Origin of the sequence: Nonomuraea harbinensis (assembly GCF_019396385.1) — a bacterium.
Taxonomy (GTDB): domain Bacteria; phylum Actinomycetota; class Actinomycetes; order Streptosporangiales; family Streptosporangiaceae; genus Nonomuraea; species Nonomuraea ferruginea.
In genome coordinates this window covers 35,149-51,757 of record NZ_JAHKRN010000037.1, presented here as the reverse complement: position 1 = coordinate 51,757, position 16,609 = coordinate 35,149, and the positions used below count along the sequence as shown (strand labels likewise).

At 71.8% G+C, this 16,609-nt stretch carries 10 protein-coding genes; 2 read left to right on the top strand and 8 right to left on the bottom strand.

The features are described from left to right. Positions 1-65 precede the first annotated feature (65 nt). Both KME79_RS30955 and KME79_RS30950 read left to right on the top strand, forming a co-directional pair. Entirely contained in the window at positions 66-4,226 is a 4,161-nt protein-coding gene (locus KME79_RS30955; protein ID WP_219548113.1) for a phospholipase A2, read from the top strand. Positions 4,227-4,276: 50 nt separating this feature from the next. Further along, on the top strand, positions 4,277-5,299 hold the full coding sequence (locus KME79_RS30950) for an LLM class flavin-dependent oxidoreductase (protein ID WP_219548112.1): 1,023 nt from the start codon (positions 4,277-4,279) through the stop codon (positions 5,297-5,299). Here KME79_RS30950 and KME79_RS30945 read toward each other — a convergent pair. From KME79_RS30945 to KME79_RS30910, 8 genes are read right to left on the bottom strand one after another with little or no spacing between them, the layout of a single operon-like run. Further along, the gene (locus KME79_RS30945) at positions 5,255-5,758 is read right to left on the bottom strand and encodes a hypothetical protein (RefSeq protein ID WP_219548111.1); all 504 of its coding nucleotides are present in this window, start codon (positions 5,756-5,758) and stop codon (positions 5,255-5,257) included. The genes KME79_RS30950 and KME79_RS30945 overlap by 45 nt on opposite strands. Then, a complete protein-coding gene (locus KME79_RS30940; protein ID WP_148030981.1) occupies positions 5,755-6,297 on the bottom strand; it encodes a hypothetical protein in 543 nt (180 codons plus the stop codon). The genes KME79_RS30945 and KME79_RS30940 overlap by 4 nt, the downstream gene beginning before the upstream one ends. A 44-nt stretch (positions 6,298-6,341) precedes the next feature. Next, positions 6,342-6,953, bottom strand: coding sequence for an NADPH-dependent F420 reductase (locus KME79_RS30935; RefSeq protein ID WP_148030982.1), 612 nt, complete (start codon positions 6,951-6,953; stop codon positions 6,342-6,344). A gap of 12 nt (positions 6,954-6,965) precedes the next feature. Continuing rightward, positions 6,966-7,406 (bottom strand): acyl-CoA thioesterase, encoded by a 441-nt coding sequence (locus tag KME79_RS30930; RefSeq protein WP_219548109.1) that lies wholly within the window; start codon positions 7,404-7,406, stop codon positions 6,966-6,968. Continuing rightward, a complete protein-coding gene (locus tag KME79_RS30925; protein ID WP_219548107.1) occupies positions 7,403-12,610 on the bottom strand; it encodes a type I polyketide synthase in 5,208 nt (1,735 codons plus the stop codon). Before KME79_RS30925 ends, KME79_RS30930 begins: the two co-directional genes overlap by 4 nt. Before the next feature lie 5 nt (positions 12,611-12,615). Next, positions 12,616-13,536, bottom strand: coding sequence for an RnfABCDGE type electron transport complex subunit D (locus KME79_RS30920; RefSeq protein ID WP_148030985.1), 921 nt, complete (start codon positions 13,534-13,536; stop codon positions 12,616-12,618). Further along, a complete protein-coding gene (locus KME79_RS30915) occupies positions 13,533-15,437 on the bottom strand; it encodes an FG-GAP repeat domain-containing protein (RefSeq protein ID WP_219548105.1) in 1,905 nt (634 codons plus the stop codon). Before KME79_RS30915 ends, KME79_RS30920 begins: the two co-directional genes overlap by 4 nt. Next, complete coding sequence (locus tag KME79_RS30910; RefSeq protein ID WP_148030987.1) at positions 15,437-16,333, bottom strand: DUF1702 family protein; 897 nt, start codon at positions 16,331-16,333, stop codon at positions 15,437-15,439. The genes KME79_RS30915 and KME79_RS30910 overlap by 1 nt, the downstream gene beginning before the upstream one ends. Positions 16,334-16,609 lie beyond the last annotated feature (276 nt).

Sequence of the window (16,609 nt, the reverse complement as noted above, 5' to 3'; positions counted from 1 at the left end):
CCCGTTCCCGCCGGGATCTTGTCGATCTAGCCTTCGAGCGATGTCGCGTGCTCCGAGGAGTCGTCATGTTTCGTAGGTGGGCCGGCTCGGTCCTTTCGCTGGTTCTTCTGGCCGGCCTCCTCCACGTTCAATCACCGGAGACGGCGGCGGCCTCGGCCCGGACCAGCGCCGCCGCCCCCATGACCCCGGCCGCGCTCACCGACATGTGGGCCGGCTACGGCGACGCCGGCGGCCACTGGACGGGCGGCGACTCCACCGTCACGGTCCCGCTGCCGGACGGCCGCATCGCCTGGCTGTTCTCCGACACCTTCCTCGGCACCGTCAACCCCGACCACTCCCGTCCGCGCGACACCCCCATGGTCAACAACACGCTGGTCGTGCAGAACGGCACGAACCTCGGCCCGACCCTGCACGGCGGGACGGCGAGCGCGCCGACCGCTTTAGTACGTCCCTCCTCCGGCTCGGACTTCTACTGGCTGGGTGACGCCACGGTCGAGGGGAACACCCTCAAGGTCGTCTACGGCAGCTACACCGCCACCGGCGACGGCACGCCGCTCGGCTTCCGCCTGACCGGCAACGTGCTGGCGACCTTCGCGCTGCCGGGCCTGACCCTGTCCTCGGTCAAGGTCCTGCCGGTGTCGGGGAAGATCGGCTGGGGGTCGTCGATCCTGGAGGACGGCGTCCACACCTACATCTACGGCAGTGAGTCCTCCGGCAGCCTGAAGTTCACCCATGTGGCGCGGGTGACCGCCGGGAACCTGTCGGGCGCCTGGGAGTACTGGACGGGCTCGGCCTGGTCGGCGCAGGAGTCGGCGTCGGCGCGGCTGCTCAGCGGCGTCGGCGAGGGCATGTCGGTCACCAAGGAGGGCAACCAGTACGTCCTGGTCACCCAGGAGAACAACGAGATCTTCAGCAACCGGATCGTGGCCTATGCCGCCGGTTCCCCCACCGGCCCCTTCACCGGCCCGACGTACCTGCTCGAAGCGGTCGAGCCGAAGCTGGACCCCAACCAATTCGTCTACGTCGCCCGGGTCCACCCCGAGCTGTCGGCCCCCGGCAAACTGCTGATCTCCTACGACGTGAACACCTTCGACATCGACGCCCACTACCGGGACGTGCGCATCTACCGGCCGCGGTTCAAGGAGGTGACCTGGCCCCCGCCCACGCCCGACCCCGCGGCGACGCCGGGCGCACCCACCGGTCTCAGGGTGACCGCCACCAGCGACGGCATGGCCCAGCTGACCTGGACGGCGCCCCCGGGCAGCGATCTCGACTACTGGATCTACCGCCGTGACGTGACGGCCGGGCAGACGCACCTCACCCGGATCGGGGCCCCGGCGGACACCACCTCCTACCTGAACGCCGGCCTGGAGGACGGCCACACCTACACGTACCAGGTCAGCGCGGTGACCGTCGGCGGCGTCGAAGGGCCGCCCACCCCGGTCGTCTCCATCGGCGGACGCCGCACCGCGCCCGCCGCCCCCACCGGCCTGCGGGCCACCGCGACCGACACCGGCGACGTCGACCTGACATGGACGGCGGCCGAGAGCGAGGTCAGGTACCGCGTCTACCAGCGCGACGTCACCGCCGGCGAGACGCTGTTCACCGAGGTGCCGGTCGACGACCCGGCGGCGACCGGCGCCACCCTGACGGGGCTGGCGCGTACGCACACCTTCGAGTTCAAGGTCACCGCGGTCAACACGGTCGGCGAGAGCCCGCCGACGAACCTGGCGCGGGTCACCCTCACGCTCGCGCCGCCGGCCGCTCCCACGGGCCTGACGGCGAAGGCGGAGTCCGACGGCGCGGTCACGCTGTCGTGGACGGCCGCCGCCAGGGCCGACGTCTACTGGATCCACCGCAGGGACGTGACCGCGGGCGAGACCGGTTTCACCAAGCTGGACGCCCCGGTCGAGGAGACCACCACCAAGGTGGAGCCGTTGCTGAGCGGCAACACCTACGAGTTCAAGGTCAGCGCGGGCAACGAGGCAGGGGAGGGACCGGCCGGGAACACGGTCAGCGTGACGGCCCGGGTGGCGCCGCCCGCCGCGCCGGCCGGGCTGAAGGCCACCCCGCTGGCCGACGGCACGGTCGAGCTGTCGTGGACGCCTTCGCCGGGCGCCCGCGCCTACTGGATCGACCGGCGGGACGTGAGCGCCGGGCACACCACGTTCACCCGCGTGGATGCCCCTGTCGAGGCCCCGCCCGCGAAGATCGGCTCCCTGATCGACGGCAACACCTACGAGTTCAAGGTGGTCGCCGTGGGCGACGGCGGCGAGGGCGCTGCCAGCGCGGTGGTCAGCGCCGTGGCGAAGGTGACGCCGCCGTCCGCGCCCACGGGGCTGAAGGCGGTGGCGGGCGACCAGAGCGTGCGCCTGACGTGGACGGCGCCGACCGGCGCCGAGATGTTCTGGGTGTACGCGCGGGACGTCACCGCGGGCGCGGCTTTCGCCCGCCTGCCGTATCCGGTGCAGGAGCCGGCTCTGACCGTGGAGCCGCTGGTCAACTCGCACGTCTACGAGTTCAAGGTGAGCGGCATCAGCCAGGCGGGTGAAGGACCGGCGGGGGCGGTCGTCAGGGCGACGCCGGCACCGCAGCCGCCGCCCAAGGTCACCGGCCTGACCGCGGCCGCCCAGGCCGGCGGCACCGTCAAGCTCGCCTGGACCGCCATCCCCGACGTGTACTACTGGGTGTACCGGCGGGACGTCACGGCCGGGGAGAGCGCGTACACGAAGTTCGGGTACCCGGCAGTCACCGCCTCGGCGGAGCTGGGGCCGTTCACGGCCGGGCACGTGTACGACTTCAAGGTGGCCGCCACCGACGCGGTCGGCGACGGCCCCGACTCCGACCCGGTGCGGGTGACCGTTCCGGGAACGGCCTCGGCGGCGCGCGGGACGGCGAAGGCCGGACCCGCAATCCTGTCGGCGCACGCCGACGACCCCGAGGCCAGGCCCGAGGCCGCGGCGGTCGCCGAGCCCGCCGTCCCGGCGGGGGAGCGCACCGTGCTGGCGGCCCCCGCCGCCCCCAAGAGCCTGCGCGTCACCGGCACCGGCGACGGGTACGTGGACCTGGCGTGGTCCCCCGGGGCGGCGTCGCAGGTGGTCTTCTACTGGGTGCAGTTCCGCTCCAAGGGCAACTCCACCTGGTACACCTTCGGCTACCCCACCACCGCGCTCTCGGCGCGCCTGACCACCCCGCTGTGGAACGACTTCCTGTACGACTTCCGCGTCGTCGCCGAGAACGCCGACGGCATGAGCGGCCCCTCGAACGTCGTCACCACCGGCCCCAAGTCGGTGCGGCCGACCGCGCCGAAGAATCTGAGAGCCAGTGGCGGGTACGGCTATGTGCACCTGAGCTGGGATCCGAGTGACACGCCGTACGCGTACTACTGGGTGCACTTCAAGTCGGCCTCCAGCTCCACCTGGTACTACTTCGCCTACCCCACGATCGGGACCAGCGTCCGCCTGACCTACCCCCTGTGGACCGGCTACTCCTACGACTTCCGCGTCGTCGCCGTGAACCGCTGGGGGGCGAGCGAGCCCGGCAACACCGTCAGGAGCGGCCCCACCCACGTCTACCCGTACCCGCCGGACAACCCCAGGGTGTCCTCGGCCATCGGCAGCATCAAGATCGACTGGAACCCCAGCCCCACACCGGGGGTCATGTACCGGGTGTACTGGCGCCCGGTCTTCCCGTACTACGGCTCGTGGACCCGGAGCAAGTATCCGACCACGAAGACCTCGATGACGCTGAAGTGGGTGGCCCCGATCAGGTACGAGATCAAGGTCGCGGCCGTCAACCCGGCAGGAGAGCGCGACAGCGTCGTCCGGACGGCGATGCTGCTCATGCCGAAGCGTCAGATGTACAACCAGCTGATGGCGTTCGGCGCCGGCGGGCGGGCCTGGTGGTACGACTCCACGTTCAGCCGGGGCTACTACGCGTCCTACACCTTCGACTGGGACAGCGACGGCTGCAGCATGGCCCCGGACAAACCGTACGTCGGTCTCCAACGGGTCGATTTCAAGGATGCCTGCCTGCGGCACGACTTCGGCTATCGCAACGCCAAGAAGATGGGCTTCTGGGGCTACGGCGCCAAGACGCACACCGACCTGCTGTTCCTCCAGGACCTGTACCATGCCTGCGACTCGCAGCTCGACCGGCAGTACCAAGCGCTCTGCGGCCACCTCGCGGTCATCTACTACGAGGCTGTGAAGAAATACGGCGACTGACCGCCGGGCGGTGATGGAATCTCCTTGACGTGCGGAATGTTGAAGTGCGTATGAAGAAGATCGGGTTTCTGAGCTTCGGGCACTGGTCGTCCTCGCCGTATTCCAAGGCGCGCAGCGCGTCCGACACCCTGCTGCAGTCGATCGAGCTCGCGGTCGCCGCCGAGGAGCTCGGGGCCGACGGCGCCTACTTCCGCGTCCACCACTTCGCCCGGCAGCTCGCGAGCCCGTTCCCGCTGCTGGCGGCCGTCGGCGCGCGGACCAGCCGGATCGAGATCGGCACGGGCGTCATCGACATGCGGTACGAGAACGCCCTCTACATGGCCGAGGACGCCGGCGCGGCCGACCTCATCGCGGGCGGGCGGCTCCAGCTCGGCATCAGCCGCGGATCACCCGAGCAGGTGATCGACGGCTGGCGCTACTTCGGCTACGAGCCGGCCGAGGGCGAGACCGAGGGGGACATGGCGCGCAGGCACGCGGAGGTCTTCCTCAAGGTGCTGGAGGGCGAGGGGTTCGCCCAGCCGAACCCGCGGCCGATGTTCCCCAACCCGCCCGGACTGCTCCGTCTCGAACCGCACTCGGAAGGGCTGCGCCGGCGCGTCTGGTGGGGTTCCGGCTCGAACGCCACCGCGAAGTGGGCCGCCGGGCTCGGCATGCACCTGATGAGCTCCACGCTCAAGGACGACGAGAACGGCAAGCCGTTCCACGTGCAGCAGGCCGAGCAGATCGCGGCCTACCGGGAGGCGTGGAAGGAGGCCGGCCACGAGGGCGAGCCGCGGGTGTCGGTGAGCCGCTCGATCATGCCGATCGTCAACGAGACCGACCGCGCGTACTTCGGCCACGAGCGCACCAGCTCCGACCAGGTCGGCTTCATCGACGCCACCACCAGGGCCGTCTTCGGGCGCACGTACGCCGCCGAGCCCGACGTGCTCGTCAAGGAGCTGGCCGCCGACGAGGCGATAGCCGCGGCCGACACGCTCCTGCTGACGGTGCCCAGCCAGCTCGGCGTGGACTACAACGCCCACCTGCTCTCATCGGTCCTGACCCACGTCGCCCCCGCACTCGGCTGGCGCTGACGGCGACGCCCCGGCGGCGGAACGCGTCCCTTCACCGCGCCGGATCGCTCCGGCGATCGCCATGAGGGCGAAGGCCAGGAGCGCCAGCTCGGCCAGGGCCAGCAGTACGGTGAAGACCCATTCGGCGGAGCCGCCCGGGCCGTAGACGCGGTTGGTCAGCCCCACGTCGACCGCCTCGACCCGCTGGCCCGCTCGATGGGTGCCCCGGTCGCTGCCCGCGAGGGTGACCTCCGTGCGCTGGACGAGGCCGTCGCGGGAGCGGAACGCGCCGGTCCAGGCGCAGCTCTCGTGCCCGGGGTGGCGCAGGCAGTCCAGGCGCTGCGCGGTGAAGGTCCCCCGCAGGCCGTGGCCGGTGGCGAGCCGTAGCGCCGGGCCGATCCCGGGCAGCGTCCAGGACAGCGCGAGCGCGGCGACCAGCAGCAGGACGACGGCCATCGGCGGGGAGGGGCGGAACCTCATGCGGGCTGGAGCGCGCAGTCGCACCGCATGACGGCGCGTTCTTCCAGGCGCGGACGCCGGTGCAGCACCATGGCCACCACCATCGGCGCGAAGACCACGGCGTTGTAGAACAGATGCAGCTCGACGCGGGGGATCACGAGCTGGATGACGCTGGTGGGCGCGGCCCGCCCGGCCAGGTACGTCCCCGACAGCGCCTGGATCAGCAGGAGCAGGTGCTCGATGTGATGCCAGAACTGGATGGCCAGCGCGACGGTCCACCAGGTCCTGGAACGGCCGGTGAAGCCCGGGCGCAGCAGGATCAGCCCCACGAGCATGACCAGGGCGTAGCCGTAGTGCATCCATTCCGAGGTGACGAGCCAGGGGAACGGCAGCCCGAGCAGTCCGCGCGCCTCGGGGACCGGCCAGCCCAGCGCGTAGATCTGGATCGCCTGGACGACGTGTTCCGCCCAGTGCGCGAGGACGATCACGAGGAAGACACCGAGAGCCGTCTTGTGGTGTCGCTCGTTGAGCGTCGAACGGCTGATGGCGGGAGCGGACATGACGACTCCTGGGATCGGTTTCGTGGGGGACGGCGCGGCCGCGGTCAGGGGAGGGCCGGCACGAGCTTCACGCCGATCGAGTCGGCGTCGAGGCACAGCAGCAGCTCGGTCAGGCTTTCGATGCACCGGCTGTTGGCCAGGGGCCCGGCGTCGGCGATGTCGAATCCCAGCTGCTTGCAGAACCGGGTGACGAGCAGCTTGGCATCGGGGTCGTCGCCCGCGATGGGGATCGTGACCAGGCCGGGCGCGCGGATGTAGGCGCTGATCCATCGTGCCGACAGGCAGTTGAACGCCTTCACCACGGCGCAACCGGGCAGCGCCGCGGCGATCCGCTGCGCCGCCGAGGCGTAGGGCGGCGCGGCAGGCTCACCGAAGCACGGGTTGGACACGTCGACGATGACGGACCGCGTCCGCCGCAGCTGGGGCGCCACGTCACGGCAGGTGGCGTCGATGGGCGTGGCCAGGATGGTCAGATCGGACTCGGCGGCGGCCTCCTCCGGCGGCACGGCCCGCGCGCACGACAGCTCGGCGGCGAGCGCGGCGGCCCGTCCGGGCGTCCGGTTGGCCAGCAGCAGCGGTATCCGGTGCAGGTCGATGAGCCGGGCCAGGGCCGTGCCCATCCGCCCGCACCCGATGATGCCGATCCGCGGATCCACGGGGCGGTCCTCCTAGGCTGCCGGGACGGGACGGTAAGGGTCGAGCGCCCGCCTGAGCGGGCCGGGGATCTCCGTCGGGTGGAGGGCGCCGCCGGAGTCGCGGCGCATGCACGCGATCGTCTGCCGTCCCCGGGCGACGAGCAGAGCCGGACCGGCGCCCAGCCGGTAGTAGTGGAACTCCATGGTCACCCGGTTGGCCTCGATGCCGCCCAGCGACATGCGGATCGACACCTCGTCGAGCGCGTACAGCTCGGCGAAGAACTCGCACGCGCAGTCGGCCGTCACCAGGGCGAGGTCGCGGGTGAGCTCCTGGAGGACCTCCGGCGCCTGGTCGGCGAGGAACCGTTCCCGGCAGCGGCCCTGCCACTCGAAGTAATGGGTGAAGTACACGTTCCCGACCACGTTGGTGTCCGCGAAGGTCACCACCTGGCGGTGTTCGTAGAAAGGATTCATCGCCTCTCCTGGGTGAGCACGGCGACGACCATGGGTCGTGGCGGGCCGCCGGAATCGTTCAGGGTGAGCAGGCCGGACAGGACGGCAGACCCGGACGGGCCGCTGAGTTTGATCCAGCCGTGCTCGTACGCGGCCTCGACCTGGAGCGACCTGGCCTGGCCCGCTTCGGGCAGACACTTGAGCACCGCACTCAGCCGCGAGTTCAGAGAGGTGCGGGACTCGCCGGTCAGGCGCGCCAGCTGCTCGGCCTGATCCGTCCACTCGGGACCGAGTGGGAGCGGCGGGCCGTCCAGCTCCACCCACTCCTGGCTCACGGCGGCCGCCCCCGGGCACAGGTCCCCCACCACGCGTTCGAGGTACGGGCCGGTCAGCAGCGGCGGGACGGCGTCCAGGCGCAGCGGCCCGGTGTCGCGCAGCCGCAACCCCGACCAGCTGAACAGGGGACGCCCGTCCACGGACCGGGCCAGGACGTCGTAGGTGTAGTCGACGCCCTGGTGTTCCCGTTCGACCGCCTCGACGACCACGTCGGCGGACCGGGCGCCGTCGTGCACCTGGAAGCGATCACAGGCGACCGGCAGGAGGCGCCGGTGGGGCACGCACGCCTGCAGGACGTGGATGGCCGCGTCGTGCAGGGCGGCGTCCCCCAGAACCGGCTCGCCCAGCCCCAGGTCCTCGCCGGCCCCGGACAGCACCGCCCGGCAGCCGGTGGGGAAGAGGGACTCGAAACGGGTCAGGCGCCGGAACGCCGGGCCGTGGAAGAACAGCGATCCGTACAGGTCGGCCGGTTCGTGGCCGGGCGGGTCACCGGCGGGGACCTCGACGTCCGGCGGATCGGCCGGCCCGGGGACGACCCGCCCGGCGAAGTGGTCGGCGGAGAAGTCGGTCTCCGCGCTGCGGACGGTGACCGCCACGCTGCCGTCGGGGTGGCGCAGGGCGTGGATCCGGATGGTCCGCGTCCCGTCGGCGGGCACGATGACCGGTCGTTCGAACCGGGCGTCCGTGATCGTGCGAGCGGGAGTGCCGAGCATCTCCGCGGCCTGGGCCATGGCCTCCAGAGCGCAGACGGCGGGCAGCAGCCGCACCCCGTGGAGCTGGTGGTCGGCCAGGAACGCGCGCGACGCGTCCAGCTCGCACTCGGCCGCCACCTCGACCCCCGGGACGAACCTGAGCAGGCGGTGCAGGAGCGGATGCCGCGGCGGGGTGACCTGCGCGCGGTCGAGCTGGGGAAGCCGGCCGCTGATGACGATGGTCTCCCCGGCCGGACCTGCCGCTATGGCGTCCAGCAGCAGCTCCGCGCCCCGTTCCGCGGGCAGGGTGCCGATCCCGGCGCCGGCGAGGTGGTCGACCACGCCGAGCCGTTCGGCCATCCCCGCCCCGGACCACACGGTCCAGGCCAGCGTCGCGCTGACGCAGCCGTCGGGCAGCCGGGGCGCGAGGGCGCGCACCATGGCCTGGAGCCGTCCGTTGGCCAGGGCGTAGTGCGTCTCGCCGGCCAGCCCGAACCGCCCGATCACGGACCCGTACGCGAGGAGGAGCCGCAGCCCGCTGAGATCGACGGCGGCGAGCACGTTGGCCAGACCGGCACATTTCGTACGGGCGTGCTCGGCGAAGTCCTCGTCCGTGAGCTCGCCGAAGAGGGCGGGCCGGTTGATCCCGCTGGCATGCACGACCCCGGCGATCGGGCCGAGCTCGGCCAGCTCCGCCATGGCCCGCGTGACAGCGGCGGCGTCGGTGACGTCCGCCCTGCGGTAGGCGGCCACCACCCCGGCGGCCCGCAGCCTCTCCAGGCCGCCGGCCAGTTCGGGGTCGGTGCCGGGATCCGACCGGCCGATCAGCGCCACCCGGACCCCGTACGCCTTCGCGAGGGTCAGCCCGGCTTCCAGCCCGATCCCCTTGCCTCCGCCGGTGATGACGACCACGTCGTCCCGCCGCAGCGGGGGATCGCTGCGCGGGCGGGCCATGGGCGAGTGCCGGACCTCGTAGGTCCGGCCCGCGCGATCCACGCCGAGCCAATGGACGTCGGCGTCCGGATGCTCCTGGCGCAGGGCGGCGACGAACCCGGAGGCGCAGTCGGCCTCGTCGGTGACGACGAGGGGCAGCCCACCGGCGATCGCCCGGCGCGCCGTGGCGACCAAGGCGGCCAGGTCGGCGTCCGTGGGCGCGGCGGGGACGTGCGCGCGCAGCGCGCCTTCCGGCTCGGGCGGCTGGACGGGCTCCTGGTGCTCGGTGAACAGGCGGAACCAGTCGGGCAGGTCCAGCGTGTGCTCCTCGGCCCGGGGGAACGCCTCGACGGCGGCGATCAGGTCACCGACCGTGGCCTCGGCGATCGAGGGCAGGACCGGCGGCAGCGCCTTCCCGCACGCCGACGCCGACTCGGCGGCGAGCTGGACGACCTGCAGCGAGTTCATGTGCAGGTCGGCCAGGAGGTGGTCGTCGTCCGCGATCGCGTCAGGCTCCAGCTCCAGGGCGGCACCGACCAGCTCGCGCACGATCTCGGCCACGCCGCCGCCTTCCGGCCGCGGCCGTTCCGGCGCGGCGGACGGGACGGGCTCCGGGGCCGTCTCGCAGGGATTCGTCAGGAACACGGGCTCCCGGTCCAGCGCGAAGGGCCGGTGGAAGCGCTGGTCGAACAGGCTGCGCAACGAGTCGGTCGCGCCTGCCGCGAACAGGGCGGCGGCGGTCTCCAGCGGGCCCCGCGCGCCGGCCGCGCCGGCGTCGACGGAGACGGCCGGCGGCGAGCCGCCGAGGTGGGCGGTGGCCAGGGTCGCCAGCGAATGTCCAGGACCGGCTTCGACCAGCAGGTCGCACTCGGCGGCGAGCAGATCCAGCGCCTCACGGAACCGCACCGGATCGGTGATCTGGGCGGCCAGGTGCCGGCGCAGATCGGTGCCCGCCCTCAGCTCCGTGCCGGTGACCGTCGAGTAGACCGGTCCCACCGGCTCGGTGAACGGGGCCTTGTCCAGGCAGATGGTGAACGGCGCGACGGCCTGCCGCACGGCGGGGGAGTGGAAGGCGTGGCTCACCTCCAGTCGCGTCGCCGTGACGCCGTCCGCGCCGGCCCGCCGCACCAGGGTCTCGACCTCGGTCCACGGCCCGGCGACGACCGTGGAGGCGCCGTTGTCGGCCGCGACGACCAGATCCAGCCCTTCGATCAGGGCGGCGGCCCGGCTCGCGGGGGCGGACACGGAGGCCATGCCGGTGCCGGGCGCGCCCACCTCGCCCATGATCCGGCCGCGCTCGGTCACCAGCTCCAGCGCGGCTTCCTCGTCGATGGCCCCGGACCAGGTCAGCGCCGCTATCTCGCCGACGCTGTGGCCGAGCGCGGCGACGGCGGCGACCCCGAGGCTGTCCAGCCACCGCAGCGCGGCCATGGAGGCCCGGAAGACGGCCGGTTGCACGATCGCCGTGTCGATGCCTTCTTCCCCGGTGAAGTACGCCCGCGCCCCGTCGTACAGCCTGCCCAGGGCGCCGGCGTCGCCGCGGGCCGGTCCGCCCTGGCCGGTGAACAGCAGGCCGACCTTCCCGGGCGGGCCCACCCCGCTGAAAACGCCGGACTCGGCGGCGGCGCGGCCCGCCAGTGCGGCGGCCCGCTCGGCCCGGCGGGCCAGCTGACCCGGATGGTGGGCCGTGAAGGCGACCCGGTGGCTCCCCTGCGGCTCGCCGGCCAGCCGGGCGGCCAGGTCGGTGAGTTCGGAGAAGGACAGGGTCTCCGCCAGCCGGGCGACGTGCCGGAGCTTCCCGGTGAGCGCGGCGGAGCTGTCCGCCGTCACGGCGAAGACCTCCGTGTCCGTCGGCGTGCGCGCCATCCGCTCCTGTACGGCGGACAACCGGGTTCGGCGGGCCGATCCCGCCCTCTCCACCACCAGATGGGTGTTGATCCCGCCGAACCCCATCGCGCTGACCGCTGCCCGTACGGGGGCCGAGGGCCAGGGGACGGGCCCCTCCGCGACGGTGAGCCCGTCCCCGAGGAGCTCGTGCGGCGTGTGCGAACCGGTGGTCGGCGGGACGATCTGATGGTGCACGGCCAGCGTCGCCTTGATCAGTCCGGCCACGCCGGCCGCCGCCTTGGTGTGCCCGATGTTGGCCTTGATCGACCCGACGAAGGCCGGGCGGCGGCCCTGCCCGCGCACGGCCCGCATGGCCTGGAGCTCGGCGTGGTCGCCGACCGCCGTCCCGGTGCCGTGCCCCTCGAAGTAGCCGACCGTGTCCGCGCCGAACCCGGCGCGTTCGTAGGCGCGCCGCAGGGCGAGCAGCTGCCCGTCGGGCTCGGGCCTGCTGATCCCGCCGCGCCCGTCGGAGGACACCCCCCATCCGCGGATCAGCGCGAGCGGCCGCCGCCCCAGGGCCAGCGCGTCCTCGGCACGCATCAGCGCGACCATGCCGCACCCCTCACCCGGCCAGAAGCCGGTGGGAGAGGCGTCGTAGACCCGCATGTCCGTACGGGCGAGGGCCCCGGTCCTGGCGAACCCGACCAGCTCGAACGGGTCGAGGCTCAGGTCCACGCCTCCGGCGAGGGCGAAGTCCAGATCCCCGGAGGTCAGGGCCACGCAGGCGTGGATCACCGCGAGCAGCGACGAGGCGCACGCGCCGTCCACGGTGAAACCCCCGCCGTGCAGGTCGAAGTGATTGCAGACGCGCCCGGCGATGGTGTTGGACAGCGCCCCGGCGAGGCTCTCGTCCGTGGGCTCGGGGAACGGCGCCTTGAACAACTCCTCGGCCCGCTTGACGAGCTGGTCGCGGACGGACTCGCCGAGGTCCTCGCCGGCCATGGCCTCTCGCAGGACGCGGCGCACGTACGGCCATCGCAGCCGCATGGCGGTGGCCCTGGTGAACTCGCCGGTCAGCGTGTTGCCCAGGACCACGCCGACCCGGTCGCGGTCGAGTCCGGACGCGTCGGCGAAGCCCGCCGCCGCGAGGGTGTCGGCGGCCACGTCCAGGGCCAGCCAGTGCGCCGGATCGGTGACACGGTAGGTGGTTCCCGGGACGCGGTGCCGGGCCCGGTCGAACGACCAGCCCTCCAGGAGCGCCGCGTACCGGACATAGGTCGAGTCGGGGTCGCCGGTGTCGTAGTCGGCGAGGTTCAGCCGGGTCGCGGGGATGGGCCGGAACGCCCGCCTGCGGGCCATGACCAGCTCCCACAGGCGGTCCGGGCCGGCCGCGTCGGGATAGCGGCAGCCCATGCCGACGATGGCGACGTCTGTCATGGCGGTCACCTGGAACTGGGGACGGCCACCGAGGTGGCGGGGACCGGCACGGCGCTCTGCTGGAGGCGCGCCTCCCGGGCGGACAGCGCCGCGAGCAGCACGCCCCGGGCGACGCACACGATGACCAGCGCGAAGAACAGGCCGTACACGATGTGGAAGTGCACGAGCAGGCCGTAGACCACCGCCGTGGACGCTCCGAAGACGACCTGGTTGCGCGGCTTGACCGGTGTCGTGCCGGGATCGGTGATCATGTAGTTGGTGAACAGGATGAAGGCGACGCCCGTCATGACCACCAGCGCGCTCGTCGTCGCGGTGCCGTCGACCCACGTGCGGATCACGGCCTGGGCGAGGAACGCCCCGGCCCAGCCCAGGATGAGCGGCATCTTCCCCGTGAGCTTGGCGTTGAGCATGGTCCCGGCGACGAGGATGAAGGCGGGGATGATCCAGTCGATCGGACCGCTGACCCACTCGGTGAAGTGGTACGGCGGCGCGATGCCGACCCAGGGGAACACCAGCAGGGTGATCGCGATGCCGGCGTTCGACGGGTTGAGTATGTGCCGCTTCTTCCCGGCGACGCGCACCCGGACGATGTACTTGCCGCCGATGGCGACGGCCACGGCGAACAGCACCGGCCAGAGCCGGTCGTTGGCGTACAGCAGCATGGCGCAGGCCAGGCCGGAGATGTGGGCGGGCAGGAGGAAGTCCAGCAGGCCTTCTTTCCGGTACTTGGGCGTCCGCTTCTCGGCGCTCGCCTCCGCGGTCTCCAGCGCGAGGTCGAGCGCGTAGGCGAACGCCACGGCCACGATCGGGGTGATGTACGCCTGCTCGAAGCCGAGCCAGAGGTGCCCGAGGAGGTTGAACACGGTGATGGACAGGGCGAATCTGCGAAGCGCCGCCGTTCTCGGATCGCGCTGGGCAGAGGTCATGGTGTTCCCTCCGTGACAGGGGTGATCGAGCGGTCGTCGCCGAGGCGGAGGCGATGCCAGCCGGGCGCGAGGTCGACGGCGGCGGTACGGGCCCGGCCGCAGGTGTCGCGCCAGCTCACCTCGACCGGCACGGACGTGGTGCCCGCGCGGAGCGCGAACATCAGCTCCGCGGCGGCGACGCCGGCGTGTCCGTTCGCGGGGTAGACCTGGCCGGTGCGCGTGCCCTGGGCGCCCGAAGCCAGCCGGACGGTCGCGCCGATGGCGGGGGAGAGGGCTTCGGCGTTGCTGGAGCAGCCGCCCGCCGGGCGCATCAGCTGAAGTCCCAGGAAGGGCGGGCGTCCCGGTCCGGTGTTGCGATAGAAGTGGCTCTGCCGCCATTGGTTGGCGACGGCGAAGTCCAGCCGGCCGTCATGGTCGACGTCCGCCGTGGCGATGCCGCGCGACGCGCCCGGATCCGCCACGCCGACGGCCTGGCTGACGTCGGCGTAGCGCCCGCCGGGGAGGCGGACGAAGAAGGGGTTGACGTTGTCCCCGGAGATGTCGGCGTCCGGATGGAAATCGGGCCACATGGCGGGGTTCGCCAGGAGGTCGTCGTTGGTCATGGCGAGTTCCTGCAGATCCGCCCAGCGGTTGACCGTGCCGCGCAGGAATCCGGTGGCCTGCAGGATCTCGTTGACGCCGTCACCGTCGAAGTCGCCGGCCTTGATGTCCCAGCCCCAGCCGCTGCGCGACAGCCCGAGCGCCTCGCTCTCATCGGTGTAGAAGGCGGTGCCTGCGTCGTCGAAGACGCGTCCCCGGCCGCTGACCCACGCGAAGTTGCTCTCCAGCAGGCCGTACTCCTGGGTGATGTTGCTGACCAGGATGTCGGAGACCTCGTCGCCGTTCAGGTCCGCGAAGGCGACGCCCATGCCCTTGAAGGAGTCCTGGCCCAGCACCTTGGACTTCGGGGTGGTGACGTGACGGGGTCCTCGCGTGACCTCGAAGGAGACCTCGCCGGGACGGGACCGGTTGCGCAGCAGGTGGTCCGGGGCGAAGTCGTTGGCGATGTAGAGCTCCGGCAGCCCGTCGCCGTCGAGGTCCTGGGCGCCGATCGCCAGGGTCCAGCCGTCCGCCACCTCCTGGTCGAAGGCGCCCGCGGCCTCGGCGTACGTCCCGCCGCCGCGCGACAGCAGGACACGGTTCGAGCCGCCGTTGGTGGCGTTCGACATGGAGGCCTGCATCCGCAGCTCGGGCCGGGAGCGGGCGGCCGGGTCCAGGACGCGCGCGCCGTCGGGGAAGTAGTTGCCGACGATCAGGTCCGTGCGGCCGTCGCCGTCCACGTCCGCCAGCGACAGGGCGTTGGTGTTCCACACCTGGAAGGGCTGGACCAGCTCCCGCGGGGTGAACGCGGCCGGGCCGGTGAGCGGCCCGTCGCCGCGCAGGAACAGCACGGGGGAGCGGCCCCAGTAGTAGACCAGGACGTCGGTGGCCCCGTCGTCGTCGTAGTCCGCGGGTACGCAGCCCATCGGCGCCATCGTCGGGTCGTAGGGCAGGCCCGAAGGGACCAGGGAGATCGGCGGATACCGGTCCTGCGTCCGGGGGGCCGGCTGGAGCGTGACGGTGTCGGTTCTCGGATCGACCAGGCACACGTCGTCGGAGCGGGAGTTGCCGTCCAGGTCGGAGAGCGCGACCGCGGCCCCGACCGAGGAGATCCAGTGCCGGATGTCCTGGTAGGCGGGGGCGACCTCGCGCACGCCGCGACCGCCGTCGGCGGCGTTGAGCGGCTGCCGGGCGAAGGAGAACGCGGCGGCGGCCCGCTCCACCTCGGCGGGGAGGTCTCCGGGCAGCGCGGCAGCCCAGCCTGTGGCGAGCATCGTGAGGAAGGCGCCGATCTTGACCGCGTGGGCCGACCAATTGATCATCACAGGACACCCTCGGTGTGGTGGTGGAAGGTCTTCCGGATCCCGGCGCGCCAGAGTTCGTAGTCCGCGGGGGAGCCGGGCCGGGGTATCCGGGCGAGAGCCTGATCCGTCCACCCGGCGGCCACGTCGGGTGTGACCCCGGTCAGCGTCTCGACGGCTTTCGCCGACCCGGGCGGGACGTGCCCGCTGAGCACGTGCGCCTTGGCCGCGAAGGCGGCGCCCTGGGCCAGATGCTCCCGGTGGCCCGCGCCGACGGCGAGCAGGTCGTCCGTCCCGCCGGACACGCCGGTGTAGGCGGCGGCCAGGCCGATGCCCGCCCACAGATCGCTCCTGCGGTGCGGCGGATACGTGCCGATGAGCCGGGCGATCAGCTCGGGGTCGGAGCCGGTGTAGAACCATAGGGCACGGCCCGTTCCCTGGTCTCTGATCGGGCGGGTGGCGCCGCGCGCCCCCACCTCGATCCAGTGGTTGTGGAAGACCTTGCGGGGCATGAAGTACGCCTGGTGAAACCCCCAGCCGTCCCAGGCCAGCCAGCGGAGCATCTCGTCGCCCAGGCCCGGCCACCGGGTGCGGCGCAGGCGTGCCAGAGCCCAACCGGCGCCGACATGGATCAGGTGGGTGTACCGGCCTCCGGTGTTCTCCATGAGAGCGCGCAGGCGGTTTCCCCTGAAGGTGATCGTGTCCAGCAGGGTGCAGCTCATGGCCGCGCCTTCGATCGCGAATCCGTGCAGATGACGCGGTAAATCGGTGACATCGGGAACTTTGTCGAGCGCCCGGTTATACCCTTCTCCAAAGGCGGCGACAATCTCCAGGAGTTGCCTTTTCGCCGGGCTGGAGTTTGGTACGAACCCCGTCAGTCTGCGTTCGGGCAGGCGAAATAGCCGGGTGAGCGCCATGGCTGTCCCCCGTCTGATCTGGATGACCTTCCGGGGGAGACACTAAGCAATTTTCAAGCGAAGGGTCAAGGGTCGGCAGATACGCCAAAATCCAGACAATTGAAGATTCATGAATTCACGTACGCTTGGCATGTGAATCTTGAACTATAAATGCTGATGTCGGTAGATGACCTGGCATGTCGGGCGCCAGGTCCGGCGGATAGGAGCGTGGTTGACTTTGATAATCGGCTGTCCGTAATGCGATGAGTCATAGTCAATTTCCCACGTTTCCGAGTA

Bases quoted from the DNA above. Each gene is read 5' to 3' on its own strand.
- KME79_RS30955 (WP_219548113.1), top strand. From the start codon at position 66: ATGTTTCGTAGGTGGGCCGGCTCGGTCCTTTCGCTGGTTCTTCTGGCC.
- KME79_RS30950 (WP_219548112.1), top strand. From the start codon at position 4,277: ATGAAGAAGATCGGGTTTCTGAGCTTCGGGCACTGGTCGTCCTCGCCG.
- KME79_RS30945 (WP_219548111.1), bottom strand. From the start codon at position 5,758: ATGAGGTTCCGCCCCTCCCCGCCGATGGCCGTCGTCCTGCTGCTGGTC.
- KME79_RS30940 (WP_148030981.1), bottom strand. From the start codon at position 6,297: ATGTCCGCTCCCGCCATCAGCCGTTCGACGCTCAACGAGCGACACCAC.
- KME79_RS30930 (WP_219548109.1), bottom strand. From the start codon at position 7,406: ATGAATCCTTTCTACGAACACCGCCAGGTGGTGACCTTCGCGGACACC.
- KME79_RS30925 (WP_219548107.1), bottom strand. From the start codon at position 12,610: ATGACAGACGTCGCCATCGTCGGCATGGGCTGCCGCTATCCCGACGCG.
- KME79_RS30920 (WP_148030985.1), bottom strand. From the start codon at position 13,536: ATGACCTCTGCCCAGCGCGATCCGAGAACGGCGGCGCTTCGCAGATTC.
- KME79_RS30915 (WP_219548105.1), bottom strand. From the start codon at position 15,437: ATGATCAATTGGTCGGCCCACGCGGTCAAGATCGGCGCCTTCCTCACG.
- KME79_RS30910 (WP_148030987.1), bottom strand. From the start codon at position 16,333: ATGGCGCTCACCCGGCTATTTCGCCTGCCCGAACGCAGACTGACGGGG.